Genomic DNA, 16,349 nt, shown 5'->3' with positions numbered 1-16,349 from the left:
ATGATGATATATTTAGTTTTGTAAAGTTAACGAAAGGGATCAAGATGGATTTAGGTGATTTCAAAATATCCACTCAAGGAATGGAAGTTGAACGAGTCATATTGATCCCTGGACTGGAGAATGACGTGCCAGTTACACAATTGGCCTTGCAGGATCAACAACTTATTTTACGAGCACTAGCGGATGAAATTCCAGTGACGCTAGCAGAATTACAGCAGAACGAATTTGCGGATACCAGCCAGTTGATGTTTGAGCGACGGGGCGAGCTGATAACAATATATGGCTATCGCGTGGTCGATGGCAATTTACGATTAGGATAGGGAGCAATCAATTGTGCGGCATAAAGTTACATATTTATTTCTAGCGATCTTAGTGGTTATTTTAGTTGCTGGGACAATTAAGTCATTTGGTAGTGGTAACGGTGAGTTACGTGTACCAACCTTGACGCAAGCGCAGAAAAACAAGACTACTAATAAGGCACTGGTGAAAAAAGAGGCCACGGGTGCGAGTTACTCGCCGTCTAAGACTGATTTATCGGATCCTAACTATGCTTCTTCGGGTGTTTTGAATAATGTTGGGCAATTCACGATTGATTCAAATGGACTAGAAACGAAGTTGGTTGCTAAAACTTCATCGAGCAAGTTGATTACGAATGGTAAAATTATTTATCGAATTTTGAATATTTCAATCTTTGAGAATACTGCTAGAACGAATGAGAGTTTGCAGACGGCCCGTGTTAGTTATAATGAACCCGACTTGGGTAAGCATTACAAGACAATGGCGATTGACTATATGATTGCAAATTCTAGCGATGTAAATGTAACAACCGAGGGAATTTCGACAATTAAGATCAATAGTGGCGGGGTTATTTCATCGTTGAATGGCTTACAGAACGATACGAGTCTCAGTAGCACCGGTGTTTTTGAAGGTTTGACGATTACAACGGGTGCAAGTGCGATTGTGCCAAATAGTACACCTAATAGCGGTTATCTGACTTTGCAGTTTGCGTCGGTCAAACATGCCAATACAATTGAGGACTTAGTTCAGCCGGCAAAACCAATTCGGATTAAGTACTGATAATACTGGGTAAAAATGCTACAATTATTTTATAATAAACCGTCGTAGTGCGGTTTTTTTGATGAAAAGAGGTTGATTATGCAACTTGAATTTTTAGGGACTGGAGCAGGTGTGCCAGCGCGCTTTCGTAACGTCACCAGCGTTGCGTTGCGTTTGTTGGAAGAACGTAACTCCGTCTGGCTTTTCGATGCCGGTGAAGGAACGCAGCACCAGATGCTTTCGTCAACGATTCGACCAAGAAAAATAGACAAGATATTTATTACACATTTACATGGTGACCATATTTATGGTTTGCCGGGCTTATTGTCATCACGTTCGTTTCAAGGTGGCGAGGACGCGTTACATATTTATGGGCCTAAGGGGATTCGGCAGTTTGTCGAAAACAGCTTACATCTTTCACAAACTCATCTGACATATCCATTACACTTCACCGAACTTCCAAACGAGGGTGGGATTGTGTTTGAAGATGCTAAGTTTACGGTCAGTGCACTGCCGCTGGATCATAAGATTACGGTTTTTGGCTATCGAATCGTTGAACATGATTTACCTGGTGAATTGTTAGTTAATAAGTTACAGGAATTGAAAGTTCCAGCAGGTCCGGTTTATGGTCAACTTAAAGGCGGACAAGATGTTACATTGCCAGATGGGCGGATAGTTCGAGCTCAGGATGTAATCGGTCCGGCTAAGCCAGGGCGTAAGGTTGTTATTTTAGGTGATACGCGGAAAACGCCTAACGTGGCAATCCTTGCACAAGATGCAGACGTTTTGGTGCATGAGAGCACTTATGGTAAGGGTGAGGCGAAGCTAGCGCGGAATTATTATCATTCAACAAATATGCAGGCGGCAACTGTAGCGCAAGAGCAAGGTGTTGGCCGGTTGTTGTTGACTCATATATCGGCACGTTATGCTGGTAAAACGGCAAATGAATTGGCTTATCAGGCTCAGGAAGTTTTCAAGAATACGCGTGTTGTAAACGATTTTGATGTTTTTGAAATTCCTTTTGGCCAGCAAAATAACAGCAAACCGATTAAATTGTCGATGCCCGAAGATAGCGATTTGTAAAGGAGCGTAATATGATTTCTGCTCGAAATAAATGGGTCTTCCCTAAAGTAGATCAACCGGAAAAGGTTAAGGAATATGTGGAATCCTTTGGCGTTTCTGAGTTGGTTGCAAAAATATTATTGGCGCGTGGTTATGATACATTGGATGCGGCCCAGGCTTTTCTAGCGCCCGATGAGACACAATTACATGATCCGTTTGCATTACATGATATGGATCGGGCCGTCGAGCGGATTATGCAGGCGGTTGACAACGAGGAACAAATCGTTGTGTACGGTGATTACGATGTTGATGGAATGACTTCCACTGCAATTATGACTTGGGCGTTAGAAATTATGGGCGCCAATGTGATCTACTTTGTACCAAGCCGTTTTGATGATGGATACGGACCGAATCTTGCCCAGTATCAGCGCCTGGTGGCTGAGGGGATGCAGTTGTTAATTACGGTTGATAATGGTGTTTCTGGATTCGATGAAATTGCATGGTTAAATGAGCAAGGAATCGATACGGTCGTTACAGATCATCATGAGTTGCCAGCGCAACTGCCAGCAGCTTTCGCAGTGGTTCATCCACGACATCCAGCTGGCAATTATCCCTTTGGCGGTCTGTCTGGTGCTGGAGTTGCTTTCAAAGTTGCTTCGGCGTTATTAGAAGCCCCAGCGGATGAAGTAATCGACTTGGCAGCAATTGGTACCGTGGCCGACGTGATGGAATTGACCGATGAGAATCGAGCAATTGTAACACTGGGTCTGGCAAGCCTAAAGACCGATCCACGACCTGGACTGGACGCTTTGTTGCGTGAGGCTGGTAGTGATGTTAGCAAGATTGAGGCGGCTACGATTGGCTTTACAATTGGGCCAAGGTTGAACTCGTTAGGGCGGTTAGCATCGGCTAGTGCTGGTGTGGAGTTACTACTAGCTGATGAAATGGACCAAGCCAAACAAATTGCCCAGACGGTTGAGAAGTTGAATGCTGAACGTCAAACATTGGTGAGCGAAGTGACAACTGCCGCGTTGGCTCAGGCAGAACAATATGTGGATGATCCTGTTTTGGTGCTAGTTGGTGCGGATTGGCATGAAGGGATTCTAGGAATTGTTGCAGCTAAGGTTGTGGAACAAACTGGTAAGCCAACCTTGGTTCTGACAACTGAAGGTTCTCAATTAAAGGGTTCTGGACGATCAACGTCAGCCTTTGATCTTTTTTCGGCTCTTGATCCACATCGTGACATAATGACAGCTTTTGGTGGTCATGCGGCTGCCGCAGGAATGACAATTCCACTTGATAAAGTCGTTGCTGTTCGTGGTGCACTGAAAGAAGCCGCTCAAACTCAAGGAATTGCTTCAGCAGAATTACCAGAACTCAGGATTGCAGCAACAATCAGTGGTAAGGACTTTAATCGAGAGAATTTTGAGGCGCTACGTGTTTTGGCGCCCTTTGGACAAGGAAACCCGGAGCCCTTGTTTTCAGTCGAGTTAAGTGGCGTTGAAAATGTTAAGACGATGAGTGAGGGCAAGCATTTACGGTTTACAGGTCAAACTAAAGATGCAGGTGTACCGGTAGTTGCCTTTGGGTTTGGTAACTTAGCTGATGATTTGTTAGGGCGTTTTCAAGAGTTAAAACTAGTTGGAACTATGAGTGAGAATACATTTCGTGGAGCAACCACCTACCAAATGATGATGACAGATATTCAGGCTCAAGGGTCGGCACTTTTGGACTGGCGAACAACGCGGTTGACGCGACAGACTTTTAGTCAAAATGCTTCGTATATTTTCTTTCAAAAGTCAATGTTTGAACAAGCGCGTCAGTATGTGCAGTCTGGAGCAGAAGCCCTATGGTGGGAGGATGCTTTTAACAAAACGTCGATCGAGACGATGGCGTTGGTTGATCTCCCAGATAGCATTGAACAGCTGGCGGAAGTGCTCCGCTTTGTGCCGACTAAGCGTTTGGCACCGATTTTTTATGCAAAAAGTCCAGCCTATTTACAACAAGCACCACAACGCTCGGATTTTGGAAAGTTGTATAAATTTGTCATGGGTCATCCAAATTTTGCTTTTAAGGCGCAGTATGATGATTTGGCTAAGTACCTACAGGTTGAGCGTAATACATTAACCTTACTAATTCAGGTGTTTTTGCAGGCAAAATTTGTTACAATAGAAGATGGTTTTTTGAATGGTGTTGCAGACCCAGCGTCGGTAACCTTGGAAGACATGCCCGCATATCGGGATTTTCTTAATCGCCGAGAGTTGGAGCAACAGTTAATTTACAGTACAACGGCTGAGTTAGAACAGTTGTTGACTGACTTAAGTAAGCAGGAGAGCTAAAAGCAATGACCTTAGATTTGCATGATTTTGTCAGATCAATTCCAGATTTCCCTGAACCAGGGATTAATTTTCGTGACATTACCCCGTTACTTTCAGATGGGGCGGCATACGCCGAGGCAACTCGACGCATCGCTGAATATGCCCGTGGACGTGGTGTCAATGTAATTGTTGGACCAGAGTCACGTGGCTTCTTGGTTGGTGGACCAGTCGCCCATGAGATGGGGATTGGATTGGTTCCAGCACGTAAACCAGGAAAGCTACCACGTGAGGTAATTCAAGAGTCATATGCCTTAGAGTACGGTGAGGCAAAATTGGAATTGCATACTGATGCAATTAAGCCAGGTGATAAGGTTCTGATTACGGATGACCTTTTGGCAACTGGTGGCACGATTGCAGCAACAATCAATTTGGTCGAACGCCTAGGTGGTGAAGTTGTCGCCTTAGCATTTTTGATTGAATTGAATGATTTGCATGGACGAGATCGTTTAGCTGGTTACGACATTCTTGCATTAATGAACTACAACGATTAAAAAATAAAGGTTACCTAGATTTTTCTAGGTAACCTTTTTAAATTTGACGATAGATCGCCGTTACTATCCCGACTAGGGTAAACGTTTCACCCACCAAGGCTCGATCGATCAACAAAGTACCATTACTGTCTTGATATGCTTTTAAAACATTCGCAGACGCGTCCGTTGTAGCGGAGATTAAGAGTTGGTCTCCTGCAAGAATATGTTCATTGATTAAACTATCATTTGGTTGGACAAAAATAAATTGTGCTGAATTAGTGCCGAAATCTGGCGGGAAAGTTGAATTTGTGTCATCAGTGATGTTTAGTTCTAATTCAGTATCAGCGATTGGTGCCAAAAAGTGATACCCCGAAGCGGTGATTTCCCAACTACGAGATTGATTAGCCTTTCGGTTAAGAAAACCTTTGCGTTCAAGGCGCGCTAAATGACCATGAACTGTTGAGGGTGCAGTTAATCCAACTCCGGCACCAATCTCGCGAACAGTTGGAGCATAACCATGTGTACTAAGGTAACCGGCAATAAATTTTAGCACATTATATTGGGTTTCGTGACGTTCTGACATAGGAACCTCCTTGACTTACCCAAGATGAAACCTTGGGCGAGATCATAACTATAAGACCTTTATTATCTAGTTTAGCACGTTTACCAGACTAATAATTAATGATGGAAAGTCAGCGTCCATTATTTCGTATTTGTAACGAACATGTTAAAATTGAGAAAAGTTACTTTTGGAGGATTAGAATATGGCAGAGACTGATCGTATGATGGCCGTTCGCGCTCGGATTAATGACTTGGCAGCTAAGGCAAAGACCGCAGAAGGACTATCCACGGAGGAAGAGGCTGAACGCCAAGAGTTACGCCAAGAGTTTTTGGAAAACTTCCGCGCTTCTTTTCGTTCACAAGTTGAAATGATGCAAGTTTTTGATGATGACGGTAAAGAAGTCACACCAGAGAAGGTTCGTGAAATCCAGCGTGAAAAGGGTTTGCGTGACGATTAATACAATAATCAATCTAGGCAAACCCCGGTAAAAATGATAAAATTATGATTGGATTTTAATTTACTTGGAGAATATAACATGAATACTGGACTTTGGATTACACTTGTTGTTGTTGCACTTTTGGTTGGAGCATTGCTTGGTTTCTTCTTGGCACGTCGTACCATGGAGAACTACCTACAAAAGAACCCACCAATTTCAGAAGAGATGATGCGTCAAATGATGACAAACATGGGGCGTAAGCCTTCACAAAAGCAATTGAAACAGACAATGGCTCAAATGAAGCAAGCATCGCAACAACAAACGAAGAAGTAAACAAATAAAAGAAGCCGGACATCAACGATGCTCGGCTTCTTTTTATTTGTCCTCTTTTGGACTTGGATCAACATAAACGAATGATGGGTCAAGGGCCCGATCAACCTGATCAAAAGCTGCCTGTAAATCATGACCAAATTGTTGAATGTTTTCATCGGATAGTTTAATCTTTTTATCAATGTAGATTGGGTCACCATAGCTCATCTTGACGTTGTTCCGCTTGAATAACGTGCCAAATTTGACGGGACCTTGATAAACCATTGGTACAATCGGTGCACCGGATAACTTAGCAATCACCATTGCGCCACCTTTCATTTCTTGTGAGTGACGTGATCCAGAAGGAAACATGATCAATGACAAATTACCCTTCTTCAGGTTTTGCACGGGTGTTTTGATGGCACTCGGACCAGGATTGGCACGGTCAACTGGAAAGGCGTTGGCGTGTACCAAGATATAGCGTAAAATAGGATTCTTAAAGAGTTCAATTTTGGCCATAAACATAAACCGAGTTGGCCAAGCTGCCAAGGCAAAGAAGATTGGATCCCACCAAGTTCGGTGAGGGCCGACTAAGATGTAGTTACCTTCTGGCAGCTTATCTGCGTTATGGATTTCAAAACGCCCGTTGACTAGCCAAACGACTCCGGCAGCCACGGCACGAATAAATGTGTAAAACATAAGTGCTCCTATACGTACAAATAAATTGTAAACTTTTAATAACCTGAATATTATCCCACATTTTCAAATGATGTGGCAAATTGGAGATAAAAATGAAAGATGTGAAAATGCTACCGGGTGAACGAATTGATATGCTTTATGCCGACAGTGTTCGAATTATTCAAAGTTCAGAGGTGTTCTCTTTTTCGTTGGATGCAGTGCTATTGGCGCACTTTGCTAATCCAAAGAAGCGCGGTAAAGGATTGACAGTTGATTTGGGTGCTGGAAATGGTGCGGTATCGCTATTTATGGCGCACAAAATTATCGGTAAAATTATTGGGGTTGAGATTCAGCCACGCTTAGCCGATATGGCGCAACGATCAGTCGATATGAACGAATTGAATGAGAAGATTCAGATTATCAATACTGATATGCGGGAAGTTTTTGATGAGATTAAAGCAGGAACCGTTGATACTGTTGTGTCGAATCCTCCTTATTTCACGGTTGAAGAAACGACCAAGAAAAACTTGAATGAACATTATGCTATTGCGCGGCATGAGATTAAAGCAGATTTGGAATTGGTAACACAAACAGCTAATCGTTTATTGAAAAGCGGTGGTCATTTTTATATGGTACATCGACCTGATCGCCTTTTTGAGATTTTGGCGGCTTTGCAAGCTGTTAATTTGGCACCCAAGAAAATTCAGTTTATCTACCCCAAGTTGGGGATGGAGGCGAATGTGGTATTAATTGACGCCATCAAAGACGGACAGTTGACGGGAGCAAGAATTTTACCACCAATTATCACCCATCATGCTGATAACTCATATACTGACGAAGTTTTGGCAATTTATGAAGGTCGCTCGGATCATGACTAAGCCTTATTATATGTATGTGCTCTTAACGGCTACTGGTACTCTGTATACGGGCTATACAGATGATGTTGGACGGCGTTTCGCCACGCACCAGGCGGGACAGGGCGCAAAATATACGCGACCCGCAAGCCGGCGTCCATTGAAGTTATTATTTGCGCAAGCTTATGAAAGTAAACACGACGCAATGAGTGCTGAAGCATTATTTAAGCGTAAGCGCCGGACGGAGAAAATTGCGTACTTGCGAGCAAATGGCGTTACGGACTTTACACCGGACAAATAATCAAGTAGAATTAACTCTTGGTCCTTGGACTAAAAATACTCACTAACACCAATAGATACACGTGTGCCATTTTGGTTGTGGATCTACATGCGATGTTAGGTGGAAAAACATTTGGAGGCAGATACTCATGGCAGTAATCTCAATGAAGCAATTGCTTGAAGCTGGTGTACATTTTGGACACCAAACTCGTCGTTGGAACCCAAAGATGGACGAATTCATCTTTACAGAGCGTAACGGAATCTACATTATCGACTTGCAAAAGACGGTAAAGTTGGTTGACCAAGCTTATAACTATGTTCGCGATGCAGCGGCTGATGGTGCAACGGTTTTGTTCGTTGGTACTAAGAAGCAAGCTCAAGACGCAATTGCTGAAGAGGCAACTCGTGCAAACATGTACTTCGTAAACCACCGTTGGTTGGGTGGAACTTTGACTAACTGGTCAACGATCCAACAACGTATCGCGCACTTGAAGGAGTTGCGTGCGATGGCTGAAGATGGTACTTTCGACCGTTTGCCAAAGAAGGAAGTTGCGCTTTTGAACAAGAAGCGTGAGAAGTTGGAGAAGTTCTTGGGTGGTATCGCTGATATGCCTAAGGTTCCAGACTTGATGTTCATCGTTGATCCACACAAGGAACAAATTGCTGTGCAAGAAGCACACAAGTTGAACATTCCAATCGTTGCCATGGTTGATACTAATGCTGACCCTGACCAAATCGATGTTAAGATCCCATCAAATGATGACGCTATCCGTGCCGTTCGTTTGATCACTGCAAAGATGGCTGACGCTATCATCGAGGGTAACCAAGGTGAAGATGCTGTTGCTGCAGAAGACTTTGACAACGAAGGTTCAGACAAGGCTGCATCAATTGAAGAATTGACTGAAATTGTTGAAGGTAACAACTAATTTAAATTTGCTTCGGTAGATTTAGAAAAAAACTGGGTGCAGAAATGCAGCCAGTTTTTTTGCGGATAAAGTTTTATACAACATTGAAAATGTCCTATTCAGTCATAAGTAACATATTTTGATTGGGTAATCAGCTATTAAAGTAAAACAATTCAAAATAATAACGGGGACCGCTAGGAAAAGGCTCGATATTTGTGTATAATATTTTAGATAACTAATAAGATTTTTAAGGAGACTTAACAACATGGCTATTACTGCATTGCAAGTTAAGGAATTACGTGAAAAGACTGGCGTTGGAATGATGGACGCCAAGAAGGCTTTGGTTGAAACTGACGGTGACATGGATAAGGCCATTGACGTTTTGCGCGAAAAGGGTATGGCAAAGGCTGCTAAGAAGGCTGACACTGTTGCCGCTGAAGGAATGACTTATGTTGCTGTAAAGGATGACTTTGCGGCAATCATCGAGTTGAACTCACAAACTGATTTCGTTGCTGGTAACGCAGAATTTAACGAATTGTTGCACGCCGTTGCAAATGCAATCGTTGAGTTTAAGCCAGCTGATGTTGAAGCTGCTTTGGCTTTGAAGGTTTCTGCTGACCAAACTTTGAATGAATTGATTATTCACACTACTCAAATCACTGGTGAGAAGATCACTTTGCGTCGTTTCCAAATTATTGAGAAGCATGCTGGACAAAACTTCGGTGCTTACTCACACATGGGTGGCCGGATTTCATCAATCGTATTGATGGACGGTGCTGATGAAGCAACTGCCAAGGATATCGCAATGCACATCGCTGCGATTGCACCACAATACATTTCACGCGAAGAAGTTCCTGCTGATGTCTTGTCACATGAGAAGGAAGTTCAAATGAACTCAGAGGACTTGGCTGGTAAGCCTGAAAACATCAAGGAAAAGATGGTTGAAGGACGTTTGAACAAGTTCTTGGCTGATATTTCATTGGTTGACCAACCATTTGTTAAGGGTGACGGTAAGGAAACTGTTGCACACTATGTTGAGTCAAAGAATGGTTCAGTTGTTTCCTTCGTTCGTTACGAAGTTGGTGAAGGAATCGAGAAGGCTGAAGTAGATTTCGCTGCTGAAGTTATGAGTCAAATCAAGTAATTGAGGCTGATAAAAAATGACAGACGTAAAGTATAAGCGCGTTTTGTTGAAGTTATCAGGTGAGGCTCTAGCCGGTAAAAAAGGTTATGGAATTGATCCAGAAACTGTCAACAATATCGCTCAAGAAATCAAAGAAGTGTATGAACTTGGTGTGGAGATTGCAATCGTGATTGGCGGTGGTAATCTTTGGCGTGGTGAAGCAGGTGCAAAGCTTGGTATGGAGCGCGCACAGGCTGATTATGTTGGCATGCTAGGAACGGTGATGAACTCACTTGCAATGCAGGATGCGCTTGAGGCGCTTGATGTACCGACACGAGTACAAACTTCGATCGAGATGCGTCAAGTGGCTGAGCCTTATGTAAGGCGTAAAGCTGTTCGTCATTTAGAAAAGGGTCGCGTTGTAATTTTTGGTGGCGGTACAGGCTCACCATACTTCTCAACAGATACGACTGCTGCCTTACGAGCTGCCGAGATTAATGCTGAGGCAATCTTGATGGCGAAGAATGGTGTTGATGGTGTTTATAATGATGATCCACGTAAGAACCCAAATGCGATAATGTTCGACTCATTGACGCATAAGGATATCATTGCGCAAGGTTTGAAAGTTATGGACTCAACAGCATCATCTCTATCAATGGATAACGATATTAACCTAGTAATTTTCAATATGAATACTCGAGGAAATATCCAACGTGTTATTCTTGGTGAAAGTATCGGTACGACTGTAGAAGGGAAGTAAGATGGCTAACTCTATCATTGATAATACAAAAGATAAGATGGCCAAGGCGGGCGATGTTTTACGTCGTAACCTTGGTAACATTCGAGCTGGTGTAGCAAATCCATCAATTCTACGTAATATTACGGCAGAATATTATGGTGCCGATACACCCTTGAATCAATTAGCTTCAGTGACGGTTCCTGAAGCACGTGTTTTGTTGATCACGCCATTTGATAAGTCAGCGCTAAAAAACATTGAGCAAGCAATTTTTGCTTCTGATTTAGGTTTGACGCCGGCCAATGATGGTACTGTGATTCGCTTGGTGATCCCTGCTTTGACTGAAGAGACTCGTAAGACTTTGGCTAAAGAAGTTAAGGGTGAAGCAGAGCAAGCAAAGGTGGCAATTCGAAACGTTCGTCGTGATGCGATGGATGAGACGAAGAAAGCCTTAAAGAATGGTGAAATGAGCGAAGATGAGGCTCATAAGCTAGAAAACGATATTCAAAAAGCAACTGATCAAGCTGTTAAGGATTTGGATGCCATTGCGGCTGAAAAGGAAAACGAGCTTTTGACCATTTAAGATGTTCGTTTAATTTATATTTAAAGCCTAGATTGAGTTTTTCAATCTAGGTTTTTTTGTTGGAATCAAATATTACTTGCAAAATCACTTACTTTTGACCTATAATTATAGTTGTAAAATTTAATACTTCAGGGCAGGGTGCAATTCCCGACCGGCGGTAATCTGTATTTAACAGTAGTCCCGCGACTCACAATGTGATTGATCTGGTGCGATTCCGGAACCGACAGTATAGTCTGGTATGAAGAAGGAAAGGATAGTCTAACTAGCCGTCTTTTTTGTGTCGCCCTGATACGAAAAAGGCTTTTTTTGTGGAAACGGTTAGCTTAGCGGTATATTTTTATGAATTCTACACGTCGTTTAACAGTGATTTCACTGTTGTCAGTTGTTGCATTTGGGTTAATGATTTTCCCAACCTTCCCGCTCATTCCAGGTGCGAGCTTCTTGAAAATTGATTTTTCAATTGTGCCGATTGTTTTGGGTGCCTTAATGTTAGATCTACGAAGCGGGTATATGATTTTATTCCTTCGAACGCTTTTGAAGCTACTGTTGAATAATCAAGGTGTTAATGATTATATTGGTCTGCCGATGAATATCATTTCAATGGGGATCTTTTTGACGATTATCTACCTATGGTTGAAACGGTCAAAGAGTTTCACGATTAAAAACTTTACAGTTAGTATTGTTTTAGCGACACTTGGACTGACCATGGCGATGGTCATATTAAATTATTTCTATGCGGTTCCTTTGTATGCGATGTTTGCCAATTTTGATATTAAGCAGATTATTGGCTTGGGCACGTATATGCTCTACATGGTTGTACCATTTAACTTGGCGCAGGGAGTGATCCTAGGATTAGCAACGGGGCTAGTATATTCAGCATTACGGCCGTTTATTAATCGAACAGCACAAGAGTTAGCAAAATAAATAAATTTAACAATTCGACTATGCTACACTAGTTAAAAAGACTAGGAGGTAGCCATGGTTAATGATTTTTTAATCACCCTGTTTTCTCCGCAACAACCGCGTAGAAATCGGGTGATTTTTGGTTTGTTGAAAAATCAAACAACGGTGTCTACCCTATACTGGGGCTTGAGATACCAATTGTTAGATTATATTGGTTTGTTGGCTAAATTAACTTTGCCCGAATTCGAAGCGATTTTAGCGCAATATGAAAAAGATGAGATGGTTGTGATTGACACAGAAGGCCAGGTTCTATTAACGAGTAAGGGGCTTGAAGTACAAGAACGCTACTTGCAAGAGCACGTGAAGCTGGAAGATCCACATGAATTTAGCCAGATTAATGCCGAAAATTGGCAAGCGGGCTTCTTACTGGCCAATCAGATTGTTTCTGAACGAGCGTATCAGAATAAACAATATTATCCATTGCAAGTAGGACCGCAATTGATGTTTCTTGTACGGCGTTGGTATTATCAAGTTCGCCAGCCACAATTAACAGCACAATGGGTTCAAGAGGTTCGTGACTTCCTAGTCGACTTACCCGCAATGCAGGCCAACAAGTTGGTGGCAACTTGGATTGGCCATTATGAGGCTGGTGCTGTGCAAGAGCAATTGGAGTTGCCAACTTCATGGGATCAATTTGATTTCATGCTATGGCAACTTAATCACTATGTTGCTTGGTCGCGGAAAATCCGCGAGCTGCCCGATGACTCGCCAAAGCCAATTCGCGAACTTTGGCAGTTGGTGGCTGTCAAAGCACTATTACCAGGTCCGGTCGTCCAAACGCTACAAGCGATAGAAAATGATTTATCAATCGAGCAGATTGCAAATTATCGTAAGTTGAAAATTAGTACAATTCGCGAGCATTTGTTAGTAGCGGCAATTATGTTAGATAAGGCGAAGTTCCCTTATGAAAGATTTTTAAATGCGCCAATCGTTACATACTTACAGGCAAAGTTGCAGGGAAACATTGATAATTGGCAATTCAAGCAGGTTCGGCAGAGCGCTGATCCAATGGAATTTTTCTATTTTCGCTTATATACGATTTTGAAAACTAAGGAGGCCGTGACTGAAGATGCTCAAGACTGATTTGGACGCCTATTTATATCAAGAATTCGGCTTTAAAGATTTTCGCCCCGGACAGGCAGAAGTAATTTCAGCGATCTTAGCAGGTCAATCGGCTTTGGCGGTTTTACCAACGGGAGCTGGTAAAACATTAATTTATCAAATGCTGGGGCGATTAAGAAATGGTTTAACGATTATCGTGACCCCGTTGCTTTCGCTCATGCAAGATCAAGTTGCCCGGCTTAATTATTTAGGCGAACAAAAGGCGGTGGCGTTGAACTCAACTTTGGTTGGGAGAGATCGCCAAATGGTAATGGATAATTTGGCTCAATATCGTTTTTTGTTCATCTCGCCGGAAATGTTGAGTCAAACAACGGTTATTAATCGACTAAAGAAAATTGAGCTAAACCTACTTGTGATTGATGAGGCGCATACGATTATTAGTTGGGGACCAGATTTTCGACCCGAATATTTAAAGCTGCCTTCAGTTCATCGGATGCTGGGACAACCGCAATTATTGCTATTGACTGCAACTGCAACAGTTACAATGCAATCAGAGACGCAGGCTTTATTTACTTTAGCTAATAAGCAGGATTGGTTTTTATACCGGCAGAGTGCTGATCGGCCCAATATTCATTTACATACTGAGCAATTAGCGGATGAGCATGATAAACAAACTCGCTTGGCGGGATTAGTTAAACAGCTTCAAGGGCCGGGGATTATTTATGTGAGTAGTCGTCGCCTAGCGCTTAATTTAGCAGAATATCTGCAGACTAATGGTGATCAAGCGGTAATGGCCTATCATGCGGGGATGAACTATTTGACGCGCTATAAAATTCAACAACAGTTTATGCTTGGAAAATTAGATGTGATTGTAGCAACCTCAGCTTTTGGAATGGGAATTGATAAGAATGATATTCGCTATGTAATTCATTATCATCCAAGCCAAGATTTAGCGAATTATTTGCAAGAAATGGGGCGTGCTGGCCGCGATGGTGCGGCGGCACTTGCGGTGACTTTATATGTGCCAGGGGATGAAATGTTGCAACAGCGCATGATTGATCACGCAATCCCAACCGATCAGCAACTTGATATTATTTATGGTGATACTGACAATGGGGCTACGATCGAGCCACAAATGTTGCGCTTAGTAAAAGGCTACCAAGAGCAGGCAATTGATCTAGGAACAGCTAAAAGATTATTTCAAGAGCGTCGTCAAGCAAAGTTACAGGCCGTGACGCAGATGATTAGCTATATGCAGTCGACAAAAGATCTTCGGCGTCAGTTATTGGTTGAGTTTGATCAGACAGTTGCCAACCAGGCTGATCAAACTAATGAGAGTTCGGGAACAACCGCCAAAGAACTTGATCAATTTCGAAAAAGTCATACTGTTTTGAACAAAGCAAGTCAGATGTACACAGAAACATGGCAGGAAAACTTAAGGAAACTATTTAATTTAGATTAAAAAAATGACGGAGTGGTTTTATTTGCTTTGGATATGTGCTAAATTATCATAATGATATTGTAGATTAAGAAAGCAGACGAATTGCGGGGAAATCAGAGATGACAGAAAAAGATAACCAATCAAAGCCTTGGGAGGCATCTTTTGATGAGCAACCAGCTCAACGTTATTCACGTTCACAAACGCGTCGTCGGTCACAGCGTGTGAGTATGATTGTTGGAATTTTGGTAGCGGTGATCATTGCCCTTTCATTTATTCCAGTTTATAAATATTTACAAGAGTTAAATCAACCTAATAACGATTCAACGGGAGTTGCAGCATTGTCACAGAGCTCAACAACCAAGACGTCAAATGTTGATATATCTGCTTCGAGTTCAAAGAAGGCTGCATCGAAGGCCGCTTCACAAAAAGCAGCCTCCGAAAAAGCAGCATCAGAAAGTGCTGCGTCTGAAAGTAAGGCTGCATCAGAGAGTGCTGCTTCGAGTTCGGCCGCAGCTGCGTCAAGCTCAGAGGCTGATTCGACGGCTAAGTTTGCAAGTGGAACCCTGTATAGTTTTGCTCGGGAGAATAATACAACTCCAGAAGCATTGTACTCGCTTAATCCAGGGTTAACTTCGTCGAATTATGCTCAGTATTACGGACAAGAGTTAAAGATCAAATAAGAAATCTCCAAAGGTCGGATAGAACCGTTGCAATCGGCTTTATTCGGCTTTTATTCTGCAAAAACAAAAAATGAGGGAAAATCATGACTATTCAAATTGCCATCGACGGTCCAGCTTCGGCAGGTAAGTCAACCATCGCAAAAATTCTGGCGAATAAATTAAACTATGTTTATGTCGATACTGGAGCAATGTATCGGGCAATCACGCTTGCGGCATTTAATGCTCAGATTGATCCAAATAATGAGCAAGCCGTGAGTGCTTTGTTACCTGAGCTAGAGATCACATTTGCACCAGGTGAACCGGTACAAAGGGTTTATTTGAATGGGCAGGAAATTACAGATGCAATCCGTTCCACCGCGGTAACAGCCAATGTCTCTGCAGTCTCGTCTTATGCGGCGGTAAGATCGTCGATGACTAAATTACAACAGGAAATTGCGCAGACTAGTAATGTAGTTATGGATGGCCGTGATATTGGGACAACGGTTTTGCCAAAAGCGCAGGTGAAGATCTTCTTGATTGCGTCAGTCCTCGAACGAGCTGAACGTCGATTTAAGGAGAATCAAGCCAAGGGGATGAATACTTCCCTGGCTGAATTGGAGGCAGCGATTGAGAAGCGGGACTACCTTGATTCACATCGCGAAATCTCACCATTAAAGAAGGCTGATGATGCAGTTGAGGTTGATACAACTGGTCATTCAATTGAAGAAGTTGTCGCAATCGTCGAGGCAATTATAGCCGATAAGACAAAATAATAGAAAATCTTAAACAAAGT

Annotated in this window: 20 protein-coding genes and 1 riboswitch; of the genes, 18 read left to right on the top strand and 2 right to left on the bottom strand. The window is 42.5% G+C overall.

Annotated elements, in window-relative coordinates:
• Nucleotides 1–44: 44 nt before the first annotated feature.
• The 5 genes from ESZ50_RS09945 (at nucleotide 45) to ESZ50_RS09925 (ending at nucleotide 4,987) form a co-directional block, all read left to right on the top strand.
• The gene (locus ESZ50_RS09945; RefSeq protein WP_187387622.1) at nucleotides 45–320 is read left to right on the top strand and encodes a hypothetical protein; all 276 of its coding nucleotides are present in this window, start codon (nucleotides 45–47) and stop codon (nucleotides 318–320) included.
• 13 nt (nucleotides 321–333) lie between these two features.
• Nucleotides 334–1,077, top strand: a complete 744-nt coding sequence (locus ESZ50_RS09940; protein WP_148623549.1) for a hypothetical protein — start codon at nucleotides 334–336, stop codon at nucleotides 1,075–1,077.
• 78 nt (nucleotides 1,078–1,155) lie between these two features.
• Entirely contained in the window at nucleotides 1,156–2,139 is a 984-nt protein-coding gene (rnz, locus tag ESZ50_RS09935) for a ribonuclease Z (protein WP_148623547.1), read from the top strand.
• Nucleotides 2,140–2,150: 11 nt separating this feature from the next.
• A complete protein-coding gene (gene recJ / locus ESZ50_RS09930; protein ID WP_148623545.1) occupies nucleotides 2,151–4,457 on the top strand; it encodes a single-stranded-DNA-specific exonuclease RecJ in 2,307 nt (768 codons plus the stop codon).
• 5 nt (nucleotides 4,458–4,462) lie between these two features.
• Complete coding sequence (locus ESZ50_RS09925; RefSeq protein ID WP_148623543.1) at nucleotides 4,463–4,987, top strand: adenine phosphoribosyltransferase; 525 nt, start codon at nucleotides 4,463–4,465, stop codon at nucleotides 4,985–4,987.
• Between the two features lie 37 nt (nucleotides 4,988–5,024).
• Here ESZ50_RS09925 and ESZ50_RS09920 read toward each other — a convergent pair whose 3' ends face one another.
• On the bottom strand, nucleotides 5,025–5,549 hold the full coding sequence (locus ESZ50_RS09920) for a LexA family protein (protein ID WP_148623541.1): 525 nt from the start codon (nucleotides 5,547–5,549) through the stop codon (nucleotides 5,025–5,027).
• 181 nt (nucleotides 5,550–5,730) lie between these two features.
• Between ESZ50_RS09920 and ESZ50_RS09915 the strand changes: the two genes are divergently transcribed.
• Both ESZ50_RS09915 and ESZ50_RS09910 read left to right on the top strand, forming a co-directional pair.
• A complete protein-coding gene (locus tag ESZ50_RS09915) occupies nucleotides 5,731–5,985 on the top strand; it encodes a DUF896 domain-containing protein (RefSeq protein WP_148623540.1) in 255 nt (84 codons plus the stop codon).
• Nucleotides 5,986–6,063: 78 nt separating this feature from the next.
• Entirely contained in the window at nucleotides 6,064–6,297 is a 234-nt protein-coding gene (locus ESZ50_RS09910) for a YneF family protein (protein ID WP_148623538.1), read from the top strand.
• A 42-nt stretch (nucleotides 6,298–6,339) separates the two neighbouring features.
• Here the strand turns inward: ESZ50_RS09910 and ESZ50_RS09905 are convergent, their stop codons facing one another.
• The gene (locus tag ESZ50_RS09905) at nucleotides 6,340–6,972 is read right to left on the bottom strand and encodes a lysophospholipid acyltransferase family protein (protein ID WP_148623536.1); all 633 of its coding nucleotides are present in this window, start codon (nucleotides 6,970–6,972) and stop codon (nucleotides 6,340–6,342) included.
• A 92-nt stretch (nucleotides 6,973–7,064) separates the two neighbouring features.
• On the opposite strand from ESZ50_RS09905, the gene ESZ50_RS09900 reads away from it, so the two are divergent.
• The 11 genes from ESZ50_RS09900 to cmk all read left to right on the top strand — a co-directional run bounded on the left by ESZ50_RS09900 (nucleotide 7,065) and on the right by cmk (nucleotide 16,329).
• On the top strand, nucleotides 7,065–7,829 hold the full coding sequence (locus ESZ50_RS09900; RefSeq protein ID WP_148623534.1) for a tRNA1(Val) (adenine(37)-N6)-methyltransferase: 765 nt from the start codon (nucleotides 7,065–7,067) through the stop codon (nucleotides 7,827–7,829).
• On the top strand, nucleotides 7,822–8,106 hold the full coding sequence (locus ESZ50_RS09895) for a GIY-YIG nuclease family protein (protein WP_148623532.1): 285 nt from the start codon (nucleotides 7,822–7,824) through the stop codon (nucleotides 8,104–8,106). Before ESZ50_RS09900 ends, ESZ50_RS09895 begins: the two co-directional genes overlap by 8 nt.
• A gap of 127 nt (nucleotides 8,107–8,233) precedes the next feature.
• Complete coding sequence (gene rpsB, locus ESZ50_RS09890) at nucleotides 8,234–9,010, top strand: 30S ribosomal protein S2 (RefSeq protein ID WP_148623530.1); 777 nt, start codon at nucleotides 8,234–8,236, stop codon at nucleotides 9,008–9,010.
• Between the two features lie 244 nt (nucleotides 9,011–9,254).
• Complete coding sequence (gene tsf / locus ESZ50_RS09885) at nucleotides 9,255–10,133, top strand: translation elongation factor Ts (protein WP_148623528.1); 879 nt, start codon at nucleotides 9,255–9,257, stop codon at nucleotides 10,131–10,133.
• A gap of 16 nt (nucleotides 10,134–10,149) precedes the next feature.
• Nucleotides 10,150–10,872 carry a UMP kinase gene (gene pyrH / locus ESZ50_RS09880; protein ID WP_148623526.1) on the top strand — a complete coding sequence of 241 codons (723 nt, stop codon included), beginning with the start codon at nucleotides 10,150–10,152 and terminating at the stop codon, nucleotides 10,870–10,872.
• A 1-nt stretch (nucleotide 10,873) separates the two neighbouring features.
• Nucleotides 10,874–11,431 (top strand): ribosome recycling factor, encoded by a 558-nt coding sequence (frr, locus tag ESZ50_RS09875; protein WP_148623524.1) that lies wholly within the window; start codon nucleotides 10,874–10,876, stop codon nucleotides 11,429–11,431.
• 120 nt (nucleotides 11,432–11,551) lie between these two features.
• Nucleotides 11,552–11,684: riboswitch (FMN riboswitch) on the top strand.
• An 86-nt stretch (nucleotides 11,685–11,770) separates the two neighbouring features.
• Complete coding sequence (locus ESZ50_RS09870) at nucleotides 11,771–12,355, top strand: ECF transporter S component (RefSeq protein WP_148623522.1); 585 nt, start codon at nucleotides 11,771–11,773, stop codon at nucleotides 12,353–12,355.
• A gap of 54 nt (nucleotides 12,356–12,409) precedes the next feature.
• Nucleotides 12,410–13,477: a helix-turn-helix domain-containing protein gene (locus ESZ50_RS09865; RefSeq protein ID WP_148623520.1), complete on the top strand. Its 1,068-nt coding sequence runs from the start codon at nucleotides 12,410–12,412 to the stop codon at nucleotides 13,475–13,477.
• Nucleotides 13,464–14,918 (top strand): RecQ family ATP-dependent DNA helicase, encoded by a 1,455-nt coding sequence (locus tag ESZ50_RS09860; RefSeq protein WP_148623518.1) that lies wholly within the window; start codon nucleotides 13,464–13,466, stop codon nucleotides 14,916–14,918. Before ESZ50_RS09865 ends, ESZ50_RS09860 begins: the two co-directional genes overlap by 14 nt.
• Nucleotides 14,919–15,016: 98 nt before the next feature.
• Nucleotides 15,017–15,577 carry a LysM peptidoglycan-binding domain-containing protein gene (locus ESZ50_RS09855; RefSeq protein ID WP_148623516.1) on the top strand — a complete coding sequence of 187 codons (561 nt, stop codon included), beginning with the start codon at nucleotides 15,017–15,019 and terminating at the stop codon, nucleotides 15,575–15,577.
• A gap of 83 nt (nucleotides 15,578–15,660) precedes the next feature.
• Nucleotides 15,661–16,329, top strand: a complete 669-nt coding sequence (cmk, locus tag ESZ50_RS09850) for a (d)CMP kinase (protein WP_187387621.1) — start codon at nucleotides 15,661–15,663, stop codon at nucleotides 16,327–16,329.
• Nucleotides 16,330–16,349 lie beyond the last annotated feature (20 nt).

The organism is Weissella muntiaci, from assembly GCF_008107635.1.
Taxonomy (GTDB): domain Bacteria; phylum Bacillota; class Bacilli; order Lactobacillales; family Lactobacillaceae; genus Weissella; species Weissella muntiaci.
The sequence above is the reverse complement of the archived record's forward strand: the minus strand, read 5'-3'. Positions and strand labels throughout refer to the sequence as shown.